The organism is Pantoea sp. ICBG 828 (genome assembly GCF_002928355.1).
GTDB classification, from domain to species: Bacteria; Pseudomonadota; Gammaproteobacteria; order Enterobacterales; family Enterobacteriaceae; genus Pantoea; species Pantoea dispersa.
In genome coordinates, this window is record NZ_POWN01000008.1 from 41084 (window position 1) to 62482 (window position 21399).

Sequence of the window (21399 nt, forward strand, 5' to 3'; positions counted from 1 at the left end):
GCGTTGCCGCCTGGCGGCAAGGGCAGATATCTGCGAGGGCGTAATCAGCTAAGCGATCAGGCTGGTGACACACAGCCTGCACGGCCGCGCGTTGCAGAATACAGAATACGACTGGATAAATTTACAGCCATTATAGCAGCGAGGTCAGCGATGCCAACTGATGAATTTCCACGTGTGGCAACAGGCGCGCGTCATCAATCTTCATCAGATTGCCGTCACGCAGGTTGATCCAGCACGCCTGCAGACCGGCGCGCAGCGCACCGGCGACGTCGGTGGTCAGGTCATCGCCGACGTGCAGAATATGCTGCGGCGCAATGCCCAACCGTTCGGCGGCCAGATGGTACATATCCTGCCACGGCTTGGCGCGCCCGTGCGGACCGGCGCGCAGCGCGAACTGGAAGTAGTGATCAATGCCGAGCTTTTGCGGGTCGGCGTTGCCATTGGTGATCGCCACCAGCGGCACGCGCTCGCCGAGCCAGGCCAGCGTCTGATGCGTCTCTTCTGGCATCTCCACCGCACTGCGCCACTGATGAAACACGCTCATCACGTCGCGGGCACCTGCGCTGGCTTGCGCGGCCGGCAGTCCGGCGTTGAGCAGCGCCAGCTCTACCGAGCGGCGACGCCACTCAGAGACATCGTGATAAATTTCCGGCTCACGCAGCAGCAGTTCATCGCGCAGCGCCTGATAATCTTCCGGCGTAAACTCGTGCAGCGCCGGGTGATACGCCTGCAGCGCAGCGTGCGATTCCGCCGTGGTTTTGCGGATCACCGGATAGTTGTCATACAGCGTATCGTCAAGATCGAAGGTGATGGCTTTGATCGGGCCCAGCGGGCGATAAAACTTCATTCAGACTTTCCTCGTTTGGCACGCGGGTGTGCCGCATCGTATACCGACGCCAGATGCTGGAAATCCAGGTGGGTATAGATTTGCGTGGTCGAGAGGTTGGCGTGGCCGAGCAGCTCCTGCACCGCGCGCAGATCGCCGCTCGATTCCAGCAGATGGGTAGCAAACGAGTGGCGCAGCTTATGCGGGTGGATATGGCTGGCGACGCCCTGCTTAATGCCCCATTCGGCGAAGCGTTTCTGCACATTGCGCGCCGAAATACGGCTGCCGCGCGTCGACACAAAAACTGCATCATCCTGCGGCGCGAAGCTGTTGCGTAACGGCAGCCAGTGCTGCAGCCAGGTGACGGCGGTGCCGCCAATCGGCACGCGGCGCTCTTTACTGCCTTTACCGCGCACCCAGACTTCACCGCTCTCCAGGTCCAGATGACGGCAGTCGATGCCCACCAGCTCAGCGAGACGTAAACCGCCGCCGTACATGGTTTCCAGCATGGCGCGGTCGCGCACCGCCAGCGAATCGTCGAGGTCGATCTCCAGCAGCTGGCTGACTTCGTCGACATCCATATTTTTTGGCAGATGCCGTGCGTTGCGCGGCGTGGCGATGCCTTTCGCCGGATTGGCGCTCAGCATGCCCTGGCTGACCTGCCAGTCGAGAAAGCTGCGCAGCGCCGACATGCGCAGGGCCAGGCTGCTGGCACCGAGACCGCCGCGCCGGCTGCGCGCCGCCAGACTGCGCACCTGTGCCGGTTCCAGCTGCGACCAGGCGGTAATGTGCATGTCATCCGCCATGGCGATAAGCGCCTGCAGCTGGCGCTGGTAATTCTTTTGCGTCAGCGGGCTGAGCTGGCGTTCGACTTTCAGATAGCGCAGAAAGCCCTCAACGGCCGGCAACAGCGGGCTGGCGCTGCTCATGCGCGCTCCACCCAGCGAGACAGCAGGTCGGGCAGCATTTGTGCCAGGTGCTGCAGCAGCAGCGTGCCCATGCCCGCCTGATAGTGCTGGTTGTCGCGGCTGCTGAAGATCAGTACGCCGAGATCGCCCTGCTCGCCCATCAGCGACATCGCCACCGATCCGACGGCTTTCGCCTGCGGCAGCAGCAGCAGCAGCTCCGGTCCGTTCAGGCTGCCAAGGTAGTGATGCTGCTGACCAAAGCGCTGGATGCGCAGCGGCTCAAACGCCTGGCGTGACAGACCAAGCTGGGTGAAATCGGAGGGTGCGCCGATGCGCCAGCGGTCGCTGAACAGCCGCACATTAGCGCCCGCCAGGCCAAGCTCGCGCGCCCAGCGATGCAGGCGCGTCAGCATCTCCTGCAGGCTATCGGCCGCCGCGAGATGGCTCTGCAACGCCAGCAGGCGATCGAACAGCTGATGATTGGCGGTTGCCTGCTCCATCAGCAGCGTAATCTCCTCTTCCAGCTGCTGGATGTGGTTGCGCTGACGCGCCATATGCCACTCCACCAGCGATACGCTGCCGCGCACCGGATGCGGCACCATCATTTGCTCAACCTGGCGCGCATTGCGAATAAAGAAATCGGGGTTGTGACGCAGCCAGGCGCTCACCGCCTGATCGTCCAGCAAAACCGCGCTGTCGGTCTGCTCTTCGATATTTTTCATAGATGAATAAACCCATCATAGACGTGTGTGGCTGGCCCGGTCATAAACAGCGGCTGACCGGCCCCTTTCCAGGCGATATGCAGCGTGCCGCCGGGCAGATCGACGCGCACTTTCTCCGCCAGAATGCCCTGCTGAATGCCGCAGGCCACTGCGGCGCAGGCGCCGCTGCCGCACGCCTGGGTTTCGCCCGCGCCGCGTTCATACACGCGCAGACGGATGTGTTCCGGATTGACCACTTCCATAAAGCCGACGTTCACGCGCTCGGGAAAGCGCTCATGGCTCTCCAGTGCCGGACCGAGCGTCTCCACCGCGGCGGTTTTCACGCTTTCAACCTGAGTCACGCAGTGTGGATTGCCCATTGATACCGCGCCAAACATCACGGTCTGCTCGGCCACGCGCTGCAGATAGAGGTTTTCCGCCTTGTTAGCGCGCAGCGGCACCTGCTGCGGGTCAAAGTTGGGCTCGCCCATGTTAACGCGTACCAGCTCATCGCTGGTGACGCTCAGTACCATGCGGCCGGTCTGAGTGCTGACGCGAATGTCGCTTTTATTGGTCAGCCCTTTGAGGCGAACAAAGCGGGCAAAACAGCGCGCGCCGTTGCCGCACTGTGCCACTTCGCTGCCGTCAGCGTTGAAGATGCGGTAGTGGAAATCGAGATCCGGATCGTAAGGTGGCTCGACGATCAGCAACTGATCGAAGCCGATCCCCAGATGCCGATCCGCCAGGCGGCGAATCAGTTCCGGCGAAAAAAAGACGTTTTGCGTCACGGCATCGACGACCATAAAGTCGTTACCGAGACCGTGCATTTTCGAGAACTGCATTTTCTGCTCCGCCGGATGACTCATCGGGTTTAATTCGCCTGCACGCCAGCCGGTTTGCTGGTGACCAGGCCGCTGGTATCCGCATCCTGTGCCGCTTTCTGCTGCTGCTCAGTCACCGGCTGATTTTTCTGTTGCGGCCGATCGTTGGGCGGGAAATACAGCGGTCCTTTCAGGCCACAGCCTACCAGGCTGACCAGTGCCAGCGCCATACCCAGCTGGCTCATCACTCGTATCATTCTGTCTGCTCTTTTTATCCAAATCCCAGCTGCTTATCATCGCAGTTGACGTTGTAAAAGCAACAGGAAATATCCGGCAGAAGGTTCAGAAACGGGGGCAGGCCACTGCGTACAGCGCAGCGGCTTTAGTGCATCTGGTAGCGCGGCTGGAAGTCGCCGTTGTCGTTGTCCGGCTGGGTGGCGCACAGCTGCGTCAGCGTCTGGCTGCGGAACGGAATCACCTGGAAGCGATCGCCGGCGTGCACAATCTGATAGAACTGCGGCAGGTTGAAATTGATAAAGCTCGAGCCGTAGGTAAAGCGATCGTGCGACGACGAATAGAAGCGGCTGACGTCACGTACCAGCTCCTCTTTGCTGCCTTCGCAATGGTGATACACCTCCACCCGGTTGCTTTCATCAAGGATATAGATGTTGAAGCCGCGATCGTCACTGGTGTCTTCAAAGAAGAACTGAATGATGCCTTCGCTGGCGTAGCCGTTGACCACCGGTGGCAGCGGCGTCTGGTTCGATTCAACTTTAATCGACAAACCGTGCAGCTTGTTGTTGGAAATCGCGCCGTAAAATTCGACTGCGTTTTCCAGCTTCTGCACCGAGACGCTCATGCGCTCGAAAAACAGCCCCCAGGTCTGACCGGCCATGCGCAGCGCTTTAAAGCGGCCCGGCTCCTGACGCGTGCTCGACAGGCGCAGCTCAATGCATTCCGACACCAGCTGCTGCACGCGGGTGCGAATCAGACCGCGCAGATGCTGGCTGTAGCAGAATACTTCTACCGTGTCCGGCGGTGCAGCGTCCTGATGCATTTTGCCCAGAATGGTTTTCAGCGCTTCAATCATCGCCTGCTCGCCGCTGAAGTGCAGCGTACGCACTTCGTTCCATGAGTTGCGGTACAGCAGATCGATGCTGCCGATCAGGCACTGCTGCTGCTGACCAAAGCTAAACACATCCAGCTTACGGAAGTCGAAGTGCACTACCTGATTGCGGAACGCTGAGGTCGGATCGTGTTCGAGGTTAACGATGATCGCCAGATGCCGGATTTCGCACGGGCTGTAGAGCGCTTTCGGCGTCGGTGCCGGCAGGCGCAGCGGGAAGTGGCTGGAGACATCGTTGACCAGCTCCTGCAGGCGAGGCAGATCGCAGAACTCGTTGCCTTTGATGTGCAGACGGGTTTTGCGCGTCAGCAATCCGTTAAACCACGCCCATGCCACTAACTTGTTGAGATAGCGGTTATATTCCAGCGGCTGATGGCTGATGATTGAGCTCATGTCTGGCGACTGGTTATACAGATACCAGCCGGCACGGTTGGCGCGCCCGGCCGGCACATGAATAAAGGTCAGATTCTCTTCCGACAGATCGGGCGAGATTTGCGGGTTCACCAGCGTGACTTTGCCCGGCAGCGCTTCAAACGCGGCGTACAATTTACGCGTCAGCACGCCGATGTCCTGCGGGCTGGCGCTGACGCTTAAATTGTTGCGACGGGCAAAACGGATCAGGTTGCGATAGCTCTGCATCATCGCATCCAGCAGCTCATTGTGCGCCTCGCGCACCCGTTCGATTTTCCACTGCGCGCGATTATCCAGCACCGCCAGCTTCTCATCGTCCCAGCCCCACTCTTTCACCAGCTGCGACAGGATTTCACGCCGCCAGCCCGCGCGCGGATGCTGCTCCTCGCTGGAGAGTTTTTCGCACACTTTGAGGTAAAAACAGCGGCGCACCAGGTCGAGGCGCGCGGTGTCATCGACGCTGGTCAGATAGCGCGTCACGCGCTCCAGCATCATGCAGTAGGGATCGAGACCGAAGCAGACAATTTCGCCGTCGTGCAGCCGCTGTTTGATATCCATCGCCAGCAGCTGCGTGTTCGGGTATTCCCAGCTGTAAGCTTCCAGCAGCAGGGTTTTCAGCACCGCTTTGTACGGCGAATCGATACTTTTATACAGCTGCCACAGGCTGGCACCGAAATACTCTTCCGCCGACAGCGTGCCGAGACCGCCGAGATCCAGCCACTCATTCGGCGTCAGCACGCCCTGTGAATAGAGCGACATCACGTAATCGTCGTAATGGTGCTCCTCTTCACCGGGCACCATGTTCCACAGGATGCGTTTGCCCGCCATGCGCACGGCGGTACGGTAGAACTCATCCAGCAGTAAAATATGTTGAGTGGAACCGCAGTCCTCACCGCCGAGGCTGCCGCTCTCGTTATGGCGGAAGCGGTTTTCGTCGATCAGGAAGAAGCTGACTTCCACACCCAGCGACACACACCATTTTTGCAGGAGCGTACACTTGCGCTGCAGATTGAGACGCTCTTCGTTATCCAGCCATGACTGATGGCATACCCAGATGTCGAGATCGGAGACGCTGTTCTGGCCGACGGACGAGGTGCTGCCCATCGAGTAGATGCCGGTGATAGGCAGTTCACCCTTCACCGCGCTGCTGAGGTCGAGCGGATGGTCGCCCGCTAACTGTTGCAGCAGCTGCTGCTGGTTTTCATCAGGCGCAAAGAAGCTGACGCCATGGGGAACGCTACCTTCAAGGTAACCCGGCATCAGCGGATGATGATAATGCAGTAATGTTGGCAGCAGACTGTAGACGTGCTGGAAAGCAGGTCCCATGGCAGCCAGTGCGCGATCTACACGCAGCTGGTTTATCGCATCCAGTCTCTGTTTCAGTGTCTCAATGTAGAGGTACAAGACGTTTCGCCTGATTGTCCCAGTGTTAAGCACCCTGTTTCCAAAATCTGCCGCTTAATAATAAAGATGTCGGGCAAATTATTGCTGGAAACGTGATCAATCTAACACCTGGAAGATTGACCGTAAAGAAAGTTGCGCTACCTGACAGTTTAGCACGTTCCAAACGTAGCCCTGCATTTTCGGACTCCAGCCTCAGAATCTGACGCCGTAAAAGCGGGCTCCGGTCTGAGATTGCAGCCTGGTCAATCCGTTGAAACTGACAGCATTCCCCTATCAATGATAGGATAATCGATGAACGATCAAAATGGTTAACAGCATGTTAAACAAAATTTTCAGAATTGCTACCAGGCAAAGTCCGCTTGCCTTGTGGCAGGCACAATATGTCCAACAGCGCCTGATGGCTGCGCATCCCGGCTTGCAGGTTGAGCTGGTGCCGATGATCACCAAAGGCGATGTCATCCTTGATACGCCGCTGGCGAAAGTAGGTGGCAAGGGACTGTTTGTCAAAGAGCTTGAGCTGGCGATGCTGGAAAACCGTGCCGATATGGCGGTGCATTCCATGAAAGATGTGCCGGTCGATTTTCCCGACGGTCTGGGACTGGTGACCATCTGCGAGCGCGAAGATCCGCGCGACGCGTTCGTCTCGAATCATTATTCCTCGATCGACGCGCTGCCGCAGGGCGCGGTGGTCGGCACGTCCAGCCTGCGCCGCCAGTGCCAGATTAGCGCACGGCGCCCGGATCTGGTGATCCGCTCGCTGCGCGGTAACGTCGGTACGCGTCTCAGCAAACTGGACGCCGGCGAGTATGACGCCATCATTCTTGCTGCCGCCGGGCTGAAACGCCTTGGACTGGAAGATCGCATTCGCCAGGCGCTGCCGGCGGAGTTTTCCCTGCCGGCGGTGGGCCAGGGCGCGGTCGGCATTGAATGCCGCCTCGACGATCAGCCGTTAATTACGCTGCTGCAGGCGCTGAACCACAGTGACACAGCCGTCTGCGTGCGCGCCGAGCGCGCCATGAATACCCGTCTCGAAGGCGGCTGTCAGGTGCCGATCGGCAGTTTTGCCGTGCTGGAAGACGATCAGCTGTGGCTGCGCGGCCTGGTCGGTGCGCCGGATGGCAGCCAGATGGTGGTGGGCGAACGTCGCGGCCCGCGTGAACAGGCCGAACAGATGGGGATTTCACTGGCCGAAGAGCTGCTGGACGGCGGCGCGCGCGACATTCTGCGTGAAGTTTATCAGGGACAGCCGCCCGCATGACTATCCTCGTGACCCGTCCGGAACCCGCCGCCAGCGAACTGGTCGCGCGCCTGCGCAGCCAGGGCAAACTGGCGTGGTCGTTTCCGCTGATTGAATTCACGCCGGGTCGCGATCTCCCCCAACTGCCGCTAAAGCTGGCCGCCCTGCAGCCTGGTGACCTGGTATTTCTGCTGTCGCAGCAGGTGGTGCACTTTGCCCAGCCCGCTTTACAGCAGCAGCGCAGCGCGTGGCCGGCATTTCTCGACTATTATGCCATTGGTCGCAGCACCGCGCTGGCGCTGCACACCGTCAGTAATCTGAAAGTTGACTATCCGCATGCGCGGGAAACCAGCGAAGAGCTGGTGCGGCTGAATCGCCTGCAGCAGGTCAGCGGCAAGCGTGCGCTGATTCTGCGCGGCAGTCCGGGCCGTGAACTGCTGGCGGAGACGCTGATCGCCCGCGGCGCGGACGTGCAATACTGTGAGTGCTATCAGCGCTGTGAAAAGCAGTACGACGGCGCGATTGAAGGCCGTCGCTGGCGCGATCGCGGTATTACCACGCTGGTGGTGACCAGCGGTGAAATGTTACAACAACTGTTTGCGCTGTTTCCGCCAATCGATCGGCGGGAATGGCTGCTGCACTGTCGACTACTGGTCGTCAGTGAACGTTTGGCTACCCAGGCCGCCGAATTAGGCTGGCAGGAGATTGAGGTAGCCGATGGTGCGGATAACGACGCGCTGCTGCGTGCGTTACGCTGAACTTAACATTGGGATGAGCCACAATGACGGAACAAAAAGACTCCTCCGCCATGGTTGAAGAAACCACCCCTGCGGACACTTCCCCGACGCCAGCCAGCCAGCCGCCTCGCGCGAAAAAGAGCGACGGCAAGGTGCTGAGCGCGGTGGCAATTGTCATTGCACTGGCGATTGGCGCGGGACTTTACCTGAATGGGAAACACCAGGCCGACTTACAGGCTCAGACTAACCAGAACCTGAGCGAGCAGCTGAGCGCCCTGCAGCAGCAACTGGGCAGCGATAAACAACAGCTCTCGCAGCAGCTGGCGGATGCCAACACCGCGCTGCAGGAAGCGCGCAGCCAGCAGGATAACAGCGCGAAAGAGCTGGAGACGCTGCGTGAAAAAGTGGCCACTATTTCCGGCAACGATACCCGCACCTGGCTGCTGGCGCAGGCCGACTACCTCGTCAAACTGGCGGGTCGCAAACTGTGGAGCGATCAGGACGTCACCACCGCGGCAGCGCTGCTGAAAAGCGCGGACACCAGCCTGGCGGAGATGAACGATCCCAGCATCATGAACGTGCGCCGCGCGCTGACCCAGGATATCAGTTCACTGGCGGCGGTCAGCCAGGTCGACTACGACGGCATCATCCTCAAGCTGAACCAGTTGTCGAACGGCGTGGATAATCTGCGTCTGGCCGATAACGACAGCGATGAATCGCCGATGGATGCCGACAGCGGTGAGCTCTCCAGCTCGCTGCACGAATGGCGTCAGAATCTGGTGAAGAGCTGGCACAACTTCATGGATGATTTCATCACCATCCGCCGCCGCGATAATACCGCGCAGCCGCTGCTGGCACCGAATCAGGATGTTTATCTGCGCGAAAACATCCGTTCACGTCTGCTGATTGCCGCGCAGGCGGTGCCGCGCCATCAGGATGAGATCTACAAACAGTCTATCGATGCGGTATCCACCTGGGTGCGTGCCTGGTATGACACTAACGATGCGGCGACCAAAGCCTTCCTCGCCCAGCTCGACGAGCTGAGTCAGCAGAGTATTTCGATGGAAGTGCCAGACACGCTGGAGAGCCAGGCGCTGCTGGAAAAACTGATGCAAACGCGCGTGCGCAATCTGCTGGCGCAGCCATCGGCTGCGGCTGATCAACAGGGAGGCTAACCATGCTGAAAGTATTGGTGCTTTTCCTGCTGCTGATTGCCGGCATTGTGCTGGGGCCGATGGTTGCCGGCCATCAGGGCTACGTGCTGATCCAGACCGATAACTGGAACATTGAGACCAGCGTCACCGGTCTGGCCATCATCCTGATTCTCAGCCTGCTGGTGATTCTGCTGGTCGAGTGGATTCTGCGTCGCCTGTTCCGCACCGGCGCCCGCACCCGCGGCTGGTTCACCGGGCGGAAACGTCGCAGCGCCCAGCGTCACACGCAAAGCGCGCTGATGAAGCTGGCGGAAGGCGATTATCGTCAGGTAGAAAAGCTGCTGTCAAAGAATGCAGATCACGCCGATCAGCCGGTGGCGAACTATCTGCTGGCGGCGGAAGCAGCGCAGCAGCGTGGCGATGAAATCCGTGCTAACCAGCATCTGGAGCGCGCCTCTGAGCTTTCCGAGAACGATACCATTCCGGTTGAGATCACCCGCGTGCGCCTGCAGCTGGCGCGTAACGAAGATCACGCCGCACGTCACGGTATCGATCGCCTGCTGGAAGTGGCGCCGCGCCATCCGGAAGTGCTGCGTCTGGCCGAGCAGGCTTATATCCGCACCGGCGCCTGGGGCGCACTGCTGGATATCCTGCCCTCTATGCAGAAGGCGCAGATTAACGATGAGAACCAGCGTAACGCGCTGCAGCAGCAGGCATGGCTGGGTCTGATGAATCAGGCCATGGCCGATCAGGGCAGCGAAGGCCTGAAAAAATGGTGGCAGAACCAGAGTCGCAAAACCCGCCAGGAGACCCCGCTGCAGGTGGCGATGGCTGAGCATTTGATCGAGTGCGACGATCCGGACACCGCGCAAAGCATCGTGCTGGAAGGGCTGAAGCGTCAGTATGACGATCGGCTGGTGCTGCTGATGCCGCGCATCAAAAGCGGTGACCCGCAGGCGCTGGAGAAAGCGCTGCGTCAGCAGATTAAGCAGCACGGCGCCACGCCGCTGTTGCACAGCACGCTCGGCCAGCTGCTGATGCGTCACGGTGAATGGCAGCAGGCCGCAGAAGCCTTCCAGCAGGCGCTCGCACAGCGTCCGGATGGCTTTGACTACGCCTGGCTGGCGGACGTTTACGATCGCCTGCATCGCCCGGAAGACGCGGCTAAAATGCGTCGCGAAGGTCTGTTACTGACGCTGAAGAACAATCCTGGCGCCTGATTTTACAGTTGTTATTTTTGTGCACGCCGGGCCAGTCCCGGCTTTTTTTGCCTGAAAGAAAGTGCAGGGAATACGGCATCAATCCGTAAACGGCAGATAAAAAAACACCTGCCAGAAGCAGGTGTAAGATCAGGTCGGTAAGACAACTGATGGTATCCGACTCAACGTAATGTCCTTCTTACTGCAGTAGCGCGTGCACGTTACTGCCAGCTGGACAACGGATACCGTAAGGGGCTCTGCATCATTCCCAGGTTTATGTTGCATCCGCAAACATAAGAGGTGGAATGAGCATCTACGCTGAGATTATTGCACAAAGCGTGCCAGAATGGCATGAGTCACGGGAAGTTATTTTATATCAGTCAGTTAGATAATCCCTGCCTGCTAACAGCGGTTACGATGTCGTGAAAACGCGACAGACCGGTTTAAAGCTGTCTCCGCTGAGCGACAGGCTGTGCAAGGAAAGGTAAGGCTGTTAAAAATCAGCAGGTTATATGTCGTGTAATAGCGACAATCGCTACGCCCGTCGCAAACCTCCTTCGGAGGTTCTCATCCTCTTTTGCTACAGACGAAAAAAACCTGCTTTTTGCAAAGCAGGTTTCTTAAATGATGGTCGGCGAGAGAGGATTACGCTTCTCTGCGAGAAGCGCCCTGCGGGCCGTTGCTGACGCAACGTTGTCTCGCTTCGCTCGGCTCAAACCTCCTGCGGAGGTTCTCATCCTCTTTTGCTACGAACGAAAAAAGCCCGCTTTTTGCAAAGCGGGCTTTTCGAATATGGTCGGCGAGAGAGGATTCGAACCTCCGACCCACTGGTCCCAAACCAGTTGCGCTACCAAGCTGCGCTACTCGCCGATTTTGTACTGCCTGTTACTGCTTACTTGTTTTGCCTGGTGCGAAGAGAGGGACTTGAACCCTCACGTCCGTAAGAACACTAACACCTGAAGCTAGCGCGTCTACCAATTCCGCCACCTTCGCATGTCCCAGCAAAATCTGGGGTGGCTAATGGGACTCGAACCCACGACAACTGGAATCACAATCCAGGGCTCTACCAACTGAGCTATAGCCACCATAATTCTGGTGCGTAAGCGTAACCGCTTACTTAATGCACTGCATAACGCGGTTAAACCAACCACCGAAGCTCTTGCGCACAAACTAAATGGCGCGCCCGACAGGATTCGAACCTGAGACCTCTGCCTCCGGAGGGCAGCGCTCTATCCAGCTGAGCTACGGGCGCGTAGCGCCGTTGCGGATGGGCATACTACGTATTTGACTCCAGGCTGTCCAGTGCTTTTTCATAAAAAAATCGCGTTTGCTTACGCTTTGTGCATTCCGTCGATAAATAACGCAATCTGCCTGCTTAACCTGCCGGAATTACAGCACTATTCCTGCCGCGTTACAGATCGCCGCGCCAGTGATAGCGTAAATATTTCAGCAGTTTTAACTGACGGCGCCAGCGTGATGGCTGGCGTATCAGGCGATACAGCCACTCCAGCCCTAATTGCTGCCAGATGCGTGGCGCACGCGTGACGTGGCCGGTAAAGACATCATAGGTGCCGCCGACCCCCATATATAGCGCGTGCGGCCAGTGTTCGCGGCAGTCGCGCATCAGCAGCTCCTGGCGCGGCGATCCCTGCGCCACGGTCACAATCTGCGCCCCGCTGGCGGCAATGCGCGCAAATAGCGCCTCGCGTTCGGCAGGGGCGAAGTAGCCGTTCTGGCTGCCCACGATGTTGACGTTCCACTGACGGCGTAATTTATCGCAGGTTTCCTGCAGCACCTGCTCACGCCCGCCGATTAAAAATACCGGAATACCGCTGCGGCCCGCCTGTTCCATCAGCGCTTCCCACAGATCGGCGCCGGCGATGCGGTTCACCGTTAGCTGCGGGTATTTTTTACGCAGCGAACGCACAATGCTGATGCCGTCCGGGTATTTAATCTCCGCGGCGGCGATCAGCGCGCGCAGCTGGGCATCCTCTTCCAGCGTCAGCATCTTTTCGGCGTTGATCGCCACCAGCGTGCCGCTGCGCGGCTTGCCGTCCGGCAGCAGAAAATGAAGAAAGCTCGCCATATCGGCGAAAGCGTGTAAATCGATGCCGCGCAGGGTATAACGCGGATGATCGGTTTCCATGGTCGGTATTTCCCGTCAGGCCCGGAGGTTAAGCAGAGCGCGATAAAACTGGCTCCGCGCGCGGGCGAATCAGCCCGGCACGCGCTAACAGCCAGAAAAGTAACTTCGCCAGCCCAACGCAGGCGGCGAAAATCAGGCAAAAGAACACCACGCGCGAGCCGAATGCATCCAGCCCTTCGCGCGCCAGCACGATCATATTGAACACCGCGCCAAAGCAGAAGCTTTGCAAAATGGCACCGCTGTAGCGGTTGCCGGCTTCGCGCCCCTGCTGGTAGAGAGAATCAAACACTTTCATCAACAGCCCGACCGCTATCGCCCCAAGGGGAATAAAGCCTGCGCCACCCATGATCAGCAGCGAACCGAGCAACGTGGGCGAAATCGCCAGCCCGGAGTGGTTATTCAGCACTTCCCAGGTGAAATAGTTGGCGCTGTTGAGCACCATCGATGGCCGATCCGGCCACAGCCAGCCCGGGATAAACACGTAGAAATCACGCCAGATCGGTGCCAGCCCCTGAAAATCGATTTTGTCGTAATTCTGCAGCAGCAGCGCAAGGTTTTCCCACGGCGAAAAGGTGTCGCGCGTCAGATAGAGAAATGTGTAAAACGCTTCATCACCCACCACGTCGAGATTGTAACGACGCAGCGCCAGCCAGAACATGCCGCCAATCGCCATCACGCCGGCCCCCACCAGCATCCACAGCGTAATCCAGCCGCGCGTAATGCCGATGAACAGGAACAGCGCAAAGGCGATGATGATATTGGCGCGCGTCCCGCCCACCAGCGCATAGGTAAGCAGACCAAACGCCACCGTGATCAGCAAAAACAGCAGCCACTGGCGCTGGGTAGGATTAAGGAAATAGCGGATCAGCATCGCCGGAATGAAGAAGTAGAAAAAACGCTTGAGCGCCACGCCGGACACTTCGCTGGAGAAGATCTGGTTATAGGCCGACAGCCGGAACAGCAGCAGGCCGTTATGCATAAAGAACACCGTGACGGTTCCCACCGCCACCAGCGCCAGCAGCAGGCAGGTCAGATGGGTTTCCACCCGGTTCATCGTCAGCCAGGGTTTGCGCGGCGCCGCCTGCGCAGGCCGCAGCCGCACTTTGTAGCTGACGTAATAGATGGCGTAGAAACTGGTAGCGGCCAGCAGTGCCTGCAGCAGATAGTCTGCCGGCACCACGCTGACGTTAAAGCGGAACACCAGCACGCTGGTCAGCGGAAAGCCAAAGTAAAAGGTCAGTAAAAACAGCAGGGTAAAGAACAGGTGGAAATTAAAACGCACCCGTTTAAATTCGCGCCAGGTCAGCGTCAGAATGAAGCCCAGCGAAAACAGATACACCACCAGCAGACCACTAAACTGCAGCAGGCTCATGTTGACTCCCTTTCACTCTCCACCAGGGCGTGGCGCCATCCCGCCAGATAGCCCGGGGCAAAAAAGGCGATAGCGGAACGATCGCACTGCGCCAGCTGACGCTGCGCCTCCGCCACGCGCGTGCGATCCAGCGCATCAGCGCTAAATAACACCGGCAGCCCCTGCTCGCTCAGGTCACGCCAGAACGGATTCTTACGGTTGACCACAAACGGAATGCCGGCCTGAATCAGCAGGCACAGCGTACCGATGCCCTGCTGACGTTCGAACATAAAATAACCGAGCTGACAGCGACTCAGCAATTGCAGATAGGCAGTGAAGTCGATTTTGTCGCGCAGCAGCGTCACCTGGCCGCGCGGAAACAGGCGCTGCGCGGCAGCATCAATCTCATCGATGTACTCATAGTTGCTGGCCGGATAACCGAGCGGGATCACCACGTTAACCTGCTCACCAAACTGGCGGCGAATCGCCTGCAATCCTTCAATGTGCCGGTTGCTGCGATCGCCCGAGTTGCCGAGCAAAATGGTAAAGCTTTCGCTGGCGGCAGGTGCGGGTATCGCGGCCTCCGGCATACGCGTTGGGAAATAGAGCAGCGAAGTGGGTACGCGCGGATGGCGCTGCTGGAAAAAGTGCAGATCGCCGCGCGTGGCAAACACCTGCGCCATGCGCCCCTGGGCGATACGCCGCAGCAGATAAAACAAGCGGTACTTCAGCCCGGCGCCCTCTTCATAGAGATCGGCGCCCCAGACGTGCCAGAACGCCTGCTGTCGCCGCAGCTTGCCGCTGAGCAGCGCCAGCCACAGGCGCGGATTGAACTGGCCGTGAAAGAAGAAGCGCTGACGGCGATCGGCGGCGCGTGCGATCACCGCCTGCGCCAGCGCGCGCTTGCTGGGATACACGTCGATCTGCAGTTGAGGATAGGCCAGCAGGGTATCCGGCGCGGCCGATACCACCATAAACTGACGCGGCGCGTCGGCTGGCGATTCAACGCTCATGACGTCGTTAAAGAAGCGCAGCAGCGTGTGATTGTGATGCGGGATATCGGAGCCCAGCACGTGAAATAGCGTCATTTTTTCCGGCAATAAATCAAGAAAGCCCCACAGCAAAGGGCAAAGTAGAGCACGTAGGTCGCCATATAAGCCTGCGCCGCGCCCGCCGTTCCGTGCAGTGGGATCAGCCAGTGCGCAAAGGCGGTCAGCAGCACAAACTGGCTGATTTCCGTGAGAATATAAAAGCGCAGTGAGGCTTTGGCGATCACCAGGTATCCGAAAACATAGGCGCCTACTTTAAAGACGTCACCGCACAACTGCCAGACAAAAAGATCGCGCATGGCGCTGAACTGCGGGGAAAACAGCAGCCAGATGGCGACATCGCGCAGCAGCCAGACACAAAAGCTGGCCGCCGCCACCGCCGGCAACACAAAGCGCAGCGCACGGCCAATTTCGCGCGCGATGTCGGCTTTATGCTCCAGCCGCGCCAGCGTTGGCAGCAGCCAGACGCTGAACGTGGCGGTGATAAATTGCAGATACGCATCGGAGATGCTGGTGACGCCCTGCCACAGCCCGACCTGCGCCCAGCCCTGCTGTTGCGCCAGCAGATTACGCATCATCACCCAGGCTACCGGCAGGGTCACGGCCGTCATCAGCGCCATCAGGGTAAATTTGGCCAGATTACGCGCCAGCGCCGGCTGCCACTGCGGCATCAGCCAGCGCAGCGGCAGTTCCTCGCGGTGGCGTCGCAGCATCCACAGCGCCGGCCCGACCAGCAGCGCCGGCACCAGCGCCAGCCCGACCAGCGCACCGGCATAGCCACCCAGCCACCAGCACAGCACATAACCCACCACGCCGATCAGGCTGCCGGCAATCAGCGCCAGCGCGTTACCGCGCGCATCGCGAAAACCTTTCAGCAGCGCCAGTGTCAGGTTGGCCCAGGCAATGCCCAGCTGCAAAAAGGCGACGATACGCACCACGTTTTGCCAGGCGGCGTGACCAAACAGCGCCCGGCTGATGGGCTCCGCCGCCAGCAGGAACAGCAGCGCCAGCAGTGTGGAAAACCCCAGCACCATTGCCGACGCGGTGCCGGTCACGGCACGCAGCTGCGCCGGCTGCTGGCGGAACTGCGCGACATAGGTGGTTACGCCGTTAAAGATACCCGCGCCGGCCAGCACGCCGAGCACGGTAATCAGCTGGCGAAAGTTACCCGCCTGGCCGACACCCTCGGGGCCGAAGCTCACCGCCAGCAGTTTCACCACCAGCAGGCCAGCGACAATTTTTACCAGCGTGGACGAGGCGGTCCACACTGAGGCTCTGGCTAACGACATCAGGCAAAGAAGCTCAGCAGCGAACTGATTACCGTACGCTGGTTGTTGTCCGACAGGTTGTAGAACAGCGGCAGCCGCAGCAGGCGCTCGCTCTCGCGCGTAGTGAACGCATCCGTGCCGTGGAAGCGGCCAAAACGCGTGCCGGCCGGTGAGGAGTGCAGCGGGATATAGTGGAACACGGTGAGGATCTCAGCTTCCTTCATCCAGTTAATCAGCGCCTGGCGATCCTCGCTGTCGCGCAATTTGAGATAGAACATGTGGGCGTTGTGACGGCAGCTGGCCGGCACCGCCGGTAACGCAATGCGCCCGCTGGCCGCCAGCGGCTGCAGCGCGTCGTAATAGTTCTGCCACAGGCGCAGACGCTGCTGGTTGATGCGTTCCGCCGCTTCCAGCTGCGCCCACAGATAAGCCGCCTGCAAGTCCGCCATCAGGTAGCTGGAACCAATATCGCGCCAGGTATATTTATCCACCTGTCCGCGGAAGAACTGGCTGCGGTTGGTGCCTTTTTCGCGGATGATCTCCGCACGCTCGATCAGTTTCGCCTCGTTGATCAGCGTGGCGCCGCCTTCACCGCCGGCGGTGTAGTTTTTCGTCTCATGGAAGCTAAAGCAGCCAATATGGCCGATGGTGCCCAGCGCGCGCCCTTTGTACTGCGACATCACGCCCTGCGCCGCATCTTCAATCACATACAGCTGATGCTTCGCTGCCAGCGCCATGATGGTATCCATCTCGCACGCCACGCCCGCGTAATGTACCGGCACGATGGCGCGCGTTTTCGGCGTGATTGCTGCTTCAATCTGCGTTTCGTCGATATTCAGCGTATCCGGACGCACGTCGACGAACACAATGGTGGCGCCGCGCAGCACGAAGGCGTTGGCGGTGGAGACAAAGGTGTAGCTCGGCATGATCACTTCATCGCCGGGCTGGATATCGATCAGCAGCGCGGCCATCTCCAGCGAAGCGGTGCACGAGGGCGTCAGCAGCACTTTTTTGCTGCCAAAATGCTGCTCCATCCACTGCTGACAGCGTCGGGTAAAACCGCCGTCGCCGCACAGCTTGCCGCTGGCCATCGCCGACTGCATATAGTCAACTTCGGTGCCCACAACCGGGGGCGCGTTAAATGGGATCATCAGGCTTTCCTGTAAAACCAGTAGGCGGTGCTTTCCAGCCGGGCACCGCTGCGTAAATAGAGGCGCATCGCCGTAAGATTGCTGAGCTGGGTCGCGACCCGCAGACGCTCGAGCTGGCGCACCCGGCCCCAGTCGGCAGCTGCCAGCAGCAAACGCTGACCGACGCCGTTGCCCTGCGCCGCCGGCAGCACCGCCAGCAGACCGATACGCGCATCACCGGCGACTTCGCGCATGGAGACGAAACCCTGCAGCGCGCCCTGCTCGTCGCAGGCGATCAGACACTGGTGATCAAAAGTGCCGCGCACCGCGTTCTCAATCCACTGTGCGTAGAAGCGGCCGCTGTCTTCAGCGTCAAACCAGGGGGCACGAAAACGGCTCTGGCTAAACGCCTGGGCCGCTGCCGCGCGCAGCTGCGGGATTTGCGCTTCGCGCGCGATGCGCACGCCGGTCTGCCGTTCGGTGCGTTTGATATTGATCTCCAGATCCGCTTCGCCTTCCACCAGCTGAAAACCATGCTGGCTCAGCGCATCTATCGCCGCGCTGTCCTGCGCCGGCACCTTAACCTGCCACAGCGTGTAAGGCTGCTGCAGCGCCTCGGCCAGCGGCACATCGCCGTCCAGCGTCAGCCGCGCCGTGGCGCAGCGGAAGAAGTCGCTCTCCCACGCAAGGGGATCAATACTGACGCGGACGGGCATGCAGAATATCCAGCAGATACTGGCCGTAGCCGGTTTTGGTCAACGCCTGTGCCGCTGCCAGCAGCTGCTCATCGCTCAGCCAGCCGTTGCGCCAGGCAATCTCTTCGAGGCAGGCAATTTTAAAGCCCTGGCGTTTCTCCACCGTTTGCACGAACACGCTGGCCTCAATCAGGCTGTCGTGGGTGCCGGTGTCCAGCCAGGCAAAGCCGCGCCCCAACAGCTCCACCGCCAGTTCGCCCTGCTCCAGATACATCTGGTTGATGGCGGTAATTTCCAGCTCGCCGCGCGCCGAGGGCTGCACCTGCTTCGCAAACTCCACCACGCGGTTATCGTAAAAGTAGAGGCCGGTAACTGCCCAGCGCGATTTCGGCTGCTGCGGCTTCTCTTCAATCGACAGCGCGTTGAAGTCGTCATCAAACTCCACCACGCCAAAACGTTCCGGATCCATGACCTGATAGGCAAAAACCGTGGCACCGTGGCTGCGCGCGGCCACCTTTTTCAGTTTCGGACTGAAGCCCTGGCCGAAGTAGAGATTGTCGCCCAGCACCAGACAACAGCTGTCGTCGCCAATGAAGGATTCACCGATGATAAAGGCCTGCGCCAGGCCATCCGGGCTCGGCTGCTCGGCATACTGCAGCTGCAGGCCAAATTCACAGCCATCCCCCAGCAGCCGCTCAAAATGGGCGCGATCGTCCGGCGTGGTAATAATAAGAATGTCGCGAATCCCCGCCAGCATCAGCACCGACAGCGGATAGTAGATCATCGGTTTGTCGTACACCGGCAGCAGCTGCTTGGATATCGCCCGGGTTATCGGGTGCAGGCGCGTGCCCGAGCCACCGGCTAAGATGATACCTTTCATCGTTGCTCCTCCTGCATGCGCGCTTAACGCGGGGTGGCTAAGCCCAGACGCTCGCCGCGATAACTGCCGTTGAGAATCGCCTGCCACCACTGCGGATTGGCCAGATACCACTGCACGGTTTTGCGGATGCCGCTGTCGAATGTTTCCTGCGGCGTCCAGCCCAGTTCACGGGCGATTTTACTGGCATCAATGGCATAGCGCAGGTCGTGGCCGGGACGATCGTGAACAAAGGTGATCAGTTCCCGGTAGCTGCTCAGCCCGGCAGCGCGCTGTTGCGGTGCCAGCTCATCCAGCAAATCACACAGCGTCTCGACCACCTCAATATTGCGCCGCTCGTTGTGGCCGCCAATGTTGTAGGTCTCGCCCACTTTGCCGCTGCTGACTACGGTGTACAGCGCGCGGGCGTGATCTTCCACATACAGCCAGTCACGAATCTGGCTGCCGTTGCCGTACACCGGCAGCGGCTTACCGGCCAGCGCATTGATAATGGTGAGGGGAATCAGTTTTTCCGGGAAATGGTAAGGCCCGTAGTTGTTGGAACAGTTGGTGACCACCACAGGCAGCCCATAGGTGCGCAGCCACGCACGCACCAGATGGTCGCTGCTGGCTTTGGTCGCCGAATAAGGGCTGCTCGGGGCGTACGGCGTGGTTTCGGTAAAGAAATCTTCCGTGCCGTGCAGATCGCCAAACACCTCGTCAGTGGAGATATGGTGCAGGATGAAGCCCTTCTTGCGCTCATCCGTCATGCCGTTCCAGTAATGGCGCGTCGCCTCCAGCAGCTGGTAGGTGCCGACAATGTTGGTTTCGACAAAGGCGATTGGCCCGTCAATCGAGCGGTCCACGTGACTCTCTGCCGCCAGATGCATGATGCAGTCCGGCTGATACTGCGCCAGCACGCGATCCAGCGCGGCGCGGTCGCAGATATCTACCTGCTCAAAAGCAAAGCGTGCATCCTGCTCGACCGGTGCCAGCGACGCCAGATTGCCGGCATAGCTCAGCTTATCCACCACCACCACCCGGTGGTCGGTATTGGCAATCAGGAAGCGCACCAGCGCGGAGCCAATAAAACCGGCGCCGCCGGTGACTAAAAACTGTTTCATCGCCAGACTCCTTTGGTATCCACAATCCACGGCTGCGTCACCTCTTCAGGGGTGACGGCGCGGAACTGCGCATGATCGACCAGCATCACCAGGATGTCGGCGTGTTGCAGGGCATCAGCCAGCGACACCAGCGTAGCGCGTTCGGCGAGCTGCGGCGGAATATCCGCCACATGCGGCTCGACCACCCAGGTGCGGCCGCTGTGCCAGCCCGCAATACGCTGCGCCACCGACATCGCCGGGCTTTCACGCAGGTCATCGATATTAGGTTTGAATGCCAGACCGAAGCAGGCGATAGTCACGTCCGTGGCACGCTTGCCGCTGGCCGTCAGGCACTCGGCCAGCGCCTGTTTAACCTGATCCAGCACCCAGCCCGGCTTGGCATCGTTGACCTCACGCGCGGTTCGGATCAGCCGTGCCTGCTGCGGGTTTTGCGCCACGATAAACCATGGGTCGACCGCAATGCAGTGGCCGCCAACGCCCGGTCCCGGCTGCAGGATATTGACGCGCGGATGGCGGTTCGCCAGCGCAATCAGTTCCCACACGTTGATCCCCTGTTCGGCGCAGATCAGCGACAGTTCGTTGGCAAAGGCGATGTTCACATCGCGGAAACTGTTTTCCGTCAGCTTGCACATCTCTGCGGTGCGCGCGTTAGTTTCCACGCACTCGCCGCGCAGGAAAATGCGATACAGCTCGCTGGCGCGCGCCGAACAGGCCGGCGTCATGCCGCCAATCACGCGGTCATTTTCCAGCAGCTCGACCATCACTTTCCCCGGCAGCACGCGCTCCGGGCAGTAAGCGATAAACACGTCAGGCTGCTCGCCATGCTGCGGGAAGCGCAGATCCGGGCGCGCCGCCGCCAGCCATTGCGCCATCTGTTCCGTAGCGCCCACCGGCGAAGTTGATTCGAGGATCACCAGATCGCCGGCCTTCAGCACCGGCGCAATCGACAGCGCAGCCGCCTGCACGTAGCTGAGATCCGGCTGATGATCGCCGACAAACGGCGTCGGCACGGCAATCAGAAAGGCGTCGGCAGCTTCAGGCTGGGTGGTGGCGCGCAGGTTGCCGTTGTGCACCGCTGCACGTACTACGTCGCCCAGTTCAGGCTCGACGATATGAATTTCGCCGCGATTAATGGTTTCCACCGCGCGCGCATTGATATCCACGCCGATGACCTGTTTCCCGTGCGACGCAAAAACGGCTGCCGTCGGCAGCCCAATGTAGCCCAGTCCGATAACGGAAATGGTTGAAAAACGCAT

At 59.7% G+C, this 21399-nt stretch carries 19 protein-coding genes, 4 tRNA genes and 1 other RNA gene; 4 read left to right on the top strand and 20 right to left on the bottom strand.

The genetic code is table 11. The features are described from left to right. Positions 1 to 130: 130 nt before the first annotated feature. From yigB to C1Y43_RS18655, 6 genes are all read right to left on the bottom strand, one after another. A complete protein-coding gene (gene yigB / locus C1Y43_RS18630) occupies positions 131 to 847 on the bottom strand; it encodes a 5-amino-6-(5-phospho-D-ribitylamino)uracil phosphatase YigB (RefSeq protein WP_104189200.1) in 717 nt (238 codons plus the stop codon). Then, positions 844 to 1755 (bottom strand): tyrosine recombinase XerC, encoded by a 912-nt coding sequence (gene xerC, locus C1Y43_RS18635; protein WP_104189202.1) that lies wholly within the window; start codon positions 1753 to 1755, stop codon positions 844 to 846. Before xerC ends, yigB begins: the two co-directional genes overlap by 4 nt. Beyond that, the gene (locus tag C1Y43_RS18640; RefSeq protein WP_021506972.1) at positions 1752 to 2456 is read right to left on the bottom strand and encodes a DUF484 domain-containing protein; all 705 of its coding nucleotides are present in this window, start codon (positions 2454 to 2456) and stop codon (positions 1752 to 1754) included. The genes xerC and C1Y43_RS18640 overlap by 4 nt, the downstream gene beginning before the upstream one ends. Then, entirely contained in the window at positions 2453 to 3277 is an 825-nt protein-coding gene (gene dapF / locus C1Y43_RS18645) for a diaminopimelate epimerase (RefSeq protein WP_104189299.1), read from the bottom strand. Before dapF ends, C1Y43_RS18640 begins: the two co-directional genes overlap by 4 nt. A 29-nt stretch (positions 3278 to 3306) precedes the next feature. Further along, positions 3307 to 3513, bottom strand: a complete 207-nt coding sequence (locus C1Y43_RS18650) for a lipoprotein (RefSeq protein ID WP_022548017.1) — start codon at positions 3511 to 3513, stop codon at positions 3307 to 3309. A gap of 125 nt (positions 3514 to 3638) precedes the next feature. Beyond that, positions 3639 to 6197, bottom strand: a complete 2559-nt coding sequence (locus tag C1Y43_RS18655) for a class I adenylate cyclase (RefSeq protein ID WP_021506974.1) — start codon at positions 6195 to 6197, stop codon at positions 3639 to 3641. A 316-nt stretch (positions 6198 to 6513) separates the two neighbouring features. Between C1Y43_RS18655 and hemC the strand changes: the two genes are divergently transcribed. From hemC to hemY, 4 genes are read left to right on the top strand one after another with little or no spacing between them, the layout of a single operon-like run. Continuing rightward, complete coding sequence (hemC, locus tag C1Y43_RS18660; protein ID WP_104189301.1) at positions 6514 to 7455, top strand: hydroxymethylbilane synthase; 942 nt, start codon at positions 6514 to 6516, stop codon at positions 7453 to 7455. Continuing rightward, positions 7452 to 8192, top strand: a complete 741-nt coding sequence (hemD, locus tag C1Y43_RS18665; RefSeq protein WP_058758110.1) for a uroporphyrinogen-III synthase — start codon at positions 7452 to 7454, stop codon at positions 8190 to 8192. Before hemC ends, hemD begins: the two co-directional genes overlap by 4 nt. 23 nt (positions 8193 to 8215) lie before the next feature. Next, positions 8216 to 9346 carry a uroporphyrinogen-III C-methyltransferase gene (gene hemX / locus C1Y43_RS18670; protein WP_104189204.1) on the top strand — a complete coding sequence of 377 codons (1131 nt, stop codon included), beginning with the start codon at positions 8216 to 8218 and terminating at the stop codon, positions 9344 to 9346. 2 nt (positions 9347 to 9348) lie between these two features. Beyond that, positions 9349 to 10545 (top strand): protoheme IX biogenesis protein HemY, encoded by a 1197-nt coding sequence (gene hemY / locus C1Y43_RS18675; protein ID WP_021506978.1) that lies wholly within the window; start codon positions 9349 to 9351, stop codon positions 10543 to 10545. A gap of 607 nt (positions 10546 to 11152) precedes the next feature. Here hemY and C1Y43_RS18680 read toward each other — a convergent pair. From C1Y43_RS18680 to wecC, 14 genes are all read right to left on the bottom strand, one after another. After that, positions 11153 to 11282, bottom strand: a non-coding RNA gene (locus C1Y43_RS18680) — RtT sRNA. A gap of 35 nt (positions 11283 to 11317) precedes the next feature. Further along, positions 11318 to 11394, bottom strand: a tRNA-Pro gene (locus tag C1Y43_RS18685). Between the two features lie 36 nt (positions 11395 to 11430). After that, positions 11431 to 11517 (bottom strand) — tRNA-Leu (locus tag C1Y43_RS18690). A 16-nt stretch (positions 11518 to 11533) separates the two neighbouring features. Continuing rightward, positions 11534 to 11609: transfer RNA gene (locus tag C1Y43_RS18695), tRNA-His, on the bottom strand. Between the two features lie 90 nt (positions 11610 to 11699). After that, positions 11700 to 11776 (bottom strand) — tRNA-Arg (locus tag C1Y43_RS18700). 159 nt (positions 11777 to 11935) lie between these two features. Then, positions 11936 to 12670 (bottom strand): lipopolysaccharide N-acetylmannosaminouronosyltransferase, encoded by a 735-nt coding sequence (wecG, locus tag C1Y43_RS18705; protein ID WP_021506979.1) that lies wholly within the window; start codon positions 12668 to 12670, stop codon positions 11936 to 11938. 28 nt (positions 12671 to 12698) lie between these two features. Then, complete coding sequence (wzyE, locus tag C1Y43_RS18710) at positions 12699 to 14042, bottom strand: ECA oligosaccharide polymerase (protein ID WP_104189206.1); 1344 nt, start codon at positions 14040 to 14042, stop codon at positions 12699 to 12701. Next, complete coding sequence (locus C1Y43_RS18715) at positions 14039 to 15109, bottom strand: TDP-N-acetylfucosamine:lipid II N-acetylfucosaminyltransferase (protein ID WP_104189207.1); 1071 nt, start codon at positions 15107 to 15109, stop codon at positions 14039 to 14041. The genes wzyE and C1Y43_RS18715 overlap by 4 nt, the downstream gene beginning before the upstream one ends. Further along, positions 15106 to 16359: a lipid III flippase WzxE gene (gene wzxE, locus C1Y43_RS18720; RefSeq protein ID WP_058758104.1), complete on the bottom strand. Its 1254-nt coding sequence runs from the start codon at positions 16357 to 16359 to the stop codon at positions 15106 to 15108. Before wzxE ends, C1Y43_RS18715 begins: the two co-directional genes overlap by 4 nt. Next, positions 16359 to 17489 (bottom strand): dTDP-4-amino-4,6-dideoxygalactose transaminase, encoded by a 1131-nt coding sequence (gene rffA / locus C1Y43_RS18725; RefSeq protein ID WP_021506983.1) that lies wholly within the window; start codon positions 17487 to 17489, stop codon positions 16359 to 16361. The genes wzxE and rffA overlap by 1 nt, the downstream gene beginning before the upstream one ends. Further along, on the bottom strand, positions 17489 to 18184 hold the full coding sequence (gene rffC / locus C1Y43_RS18730) for a dTDP-4-amino-4,6-dideoxy-D-galactose acyltransferase (RefSeq protein ID WP_104189209.1): 696 nt from the start codon (positions 18182 to 18184) through the stop codon (positions 17489 to 17491). Before rffC ends, rffA begins: the two co-directional genes overlap by 1 nt. Beyond that, positions 18162 to 19043 (bottom strand): glucose-1-phosphate thymidylyltransferase RfbA, encoded by an 882-nt coding sequence (gene rfbA, locus C1Y43_RS18735; protein WP_058781635.1) that lies wholly within the window; start codon positions 19041 to 19043, stop codon positions 18162 to 18164. Before rfbA ends, rffC begins: the two co-directional genes overlap by 23 nt. A 23-nt stretch (positions 19044 to 19066) precedes the next feature. Beyond that, on the bottom strand, positions 19067 to 20143 hold the full coding sequence (gene rffG, locus C1Y43_RS18740; RefSeq protein WP_021506986.1) for a dTDP-glucose 4,6-dehydratase: 1077 nt from the start codon (positions 20141 to 20143) through the stop codon (positions 19067 to 19069). Continuing rightward, positions 20140 to 21399, bottom strand: coding sequence for a UDP-N-acetyl-D-mannosamine dehydrogenase (gene wecC / locus C1Y43_RS18745; RefSeq protein ID WP_104189211.1), 1260 nt, complete (start codon positions 21397 to 21399; stop codon positions 20140 to 20142). Before wecC ends, rffG begins: the two co-directional genes overlap by 4 nt.

What these genes read in the sequence shown, in the direction of transcription:
- yigB (WP_104189200.1), bottom strand. Translation starts at nt 847, where the DNA reads ATGAAGTTTTATCGCCCGCTGGGCCCGATCAAAGCCATCACCTTCGAT.
- xerC (WP_104189202.1), bottom strand. Translation starts at nt 1,755, where the DNA reads ATGAGCAGCGCCAGCCCGCTGTTGCCGGCCGTTGAGGGCTTTCTGCGC.
- C1Y43_RS18640 (WP_021506972.1), bottom strand. Translation starts at nt 2,456, where the DNA reads ATGAAAAATATCGAAGAGCAGACCGACAGCGCGGTTTTGCTGGACGAT.
- dapF (WP_104189299.1), bottom strand. Translation starts at nt 3,277, where the DNA reads ATGCAGTTCTCGAAAATGCACGGTCTCGGTAACGACTTTATGGTCGTC.
- C1Y43_RS18650 (WP_022548017.1), bottom strand. Translation starts at nt 3,513, where the DNA reads ATGATACGAGTGATGAGCCAGCTGGGTATGGCGCTGGCACTGGTCAGC.
- hemC (WP_104189301.1), top strand. Translation starts at nt 6,514, where the DNA reads ATGTTAAACAAAATTTTCAGAATTGCTACCAGGCAAAGTCCGCTTGCC.
- hemD (WP_058758110.1), top strand. Translation starts at nt 7,452, where the DNA reads ATGACTATCCTCGTGACCCGTCCGGAACCCGCCGCCAGCGAACTGGTC.
- hemX (WP_104189204.1), top strand. Translation starts at nt 8,216, where the DNA reads ATGACGGAACAAAAAGACTCCTCCGCCATGGTTGAAGAAACCACCCCT.
- hemY (WP_021506978.1), top strand. Translation starts at nt 9,349, where the DNA reads ATGCTGAAAGTATTGGTGCTTTTCCTGCTGCTGATTGCCGGCATTGTG.
- wecG (WP_021506979.1), bottom strand. Translation starts at nt 12,670, where the DNA reads ATGGAAACCGATCATCCGCGTTATACCCTGCGCGGCATCGATTTACAC.
- wzyE (WP_104189206.1), bottom strand. Translation starts at nt 14,042, where the DNA reads ATGAGCCTGCTGCAGTTTAGTGGTCTGCTGGTGGTGTATCTGTTTTCG.
- C1Y43_RS18715 (WP_104189207.1), bottom strand. Translation starts at nt 15,109, where the DNA reads ATGACGCTATTTCACGTGCTGGGCTCCGATATCCCGCATCACAATCAC.
- wzxE (WP_058758104.1), bottom strand. Translation starts at nt 16,359, where the DNA reads ATGTCGTTAGCCAGAGCCTCAGTGTGGACCGCCTCGTCCACGCTGGTA.
- rffA (WP_021506983.1), bottom strand. Translation starts at nt 17,489, where the DNA reads ATGATCCCATTTAACGCGCCCCCGGTTGTGGGCACCGAAGTTGACTAT.
- rffC (WP_104189209.1), bottom strand. Translation starts at nt 18,184, where the DNA reads ATGCCCGTCCGCGTCAGTATTGATCCCCTTGCGTGGGAGAGCGACTTC.
- rfbA (WP_058781635.1), bottom strand. Translation starts at nt 19,043, where the DNA reads ATGAAAGGTATCATCTTAGCCGGTGGCTCGGGCACGCGCCTGCACCCG.
- rffG (WP_021506986.1), bottom strand. Translation starts at nt 20,143, where the DNA reads ATGAAACAGTTTTTAGTCACCGGCGGCGCCGGTTTTATTGGCTCCGCG.
- wecC (WP_104189211.1), bottom strand. Translation starts at nt 21,399, where the DNA reads ATGCGTTTTTCAACCATTTCCGTTATCGGACTGGGCTACATTGGGCTG.